This is a genomic window from Candidatus Symbiopectobacterium sp. NZEC135 (assembly GCF_025962695.1).
The window spans coordinates 1-736 of sequence record NZ_JAGFPF010001077.1; the positions used below are offsets into that span (position 1 = coordinate 1).

General features: G+C 58.6%; 1 protein-coding gene. It reads right to left on the reverse strand.

The annotated features are described in order from the left end of the window. Window positions 1–736: DUF3772 domain-containing protein (locus J5224_RS32540; RefSeq protein WP_264629063.1), on the reverse strand; the 736-nt coding region annotated here is incomplete at both ends.

The window sequence follows — 736 nt, forward strand, 5'->3', positions numbered from 1 at the left end:
CAGCCCGGCAATCATGGCGCAAAACACGGCAAGTCGCACCAGATTATCGAGAAAACTCCCGATGGCGACCGGTATATCGCCAGGGCGCACCAACGTATAGTCCAGCAAATTAGCAGCAAGCCCGATGGTAGTGACGGAAGAGAGCACGGTAGCAGAGGCAAGGAAACTGCGGCGCAATCGCCCTTCCGGCAACCAGCGGATCCCGGCGCGTGCCAGATATTTCTCCAGTAGCCGCTGGCCCGCCGTGGCTAACGCCAGCGCCAACAGCAGATAAAACAGCGTTCCGTACCGCCAGTCGGGCTCCCAGGTCGCACTCAAGGTGTCGCTGAGCTGCGACTGAAATTGCGTCAACCGCTTTTCATCCTCGTCCTGAGACGCCAGCAACGGGGACCAGAAACGCCCCCCCAGAATGCTGCCCGAGTTAAGCGCCAGTTGCGTTTTTAGCGCATTGCGACGCAGCGTAACGATCTGCGCCGAAAGATTGAGGGCACCGGTACGAATCGCCTGAATCTGTTCCAGTTGTGCATCCAGTTTGGTTTTTTGCACATTCAAACTGGCACGTTTACGCGTGACCTCGCTGGTTTCCGTTATCGCCGCACCCGGCTCCGGGGCAGGCCCCAGCACATCCACCTGCGCCTGAAGCTGTGCCTGAAGCGGTGCCAACGCGGTTGCGAGATCGTTGGTGTTGCCGATCAACTGCTGCACGGCGTCATTCAATTCGCCGTATTTACTGTCA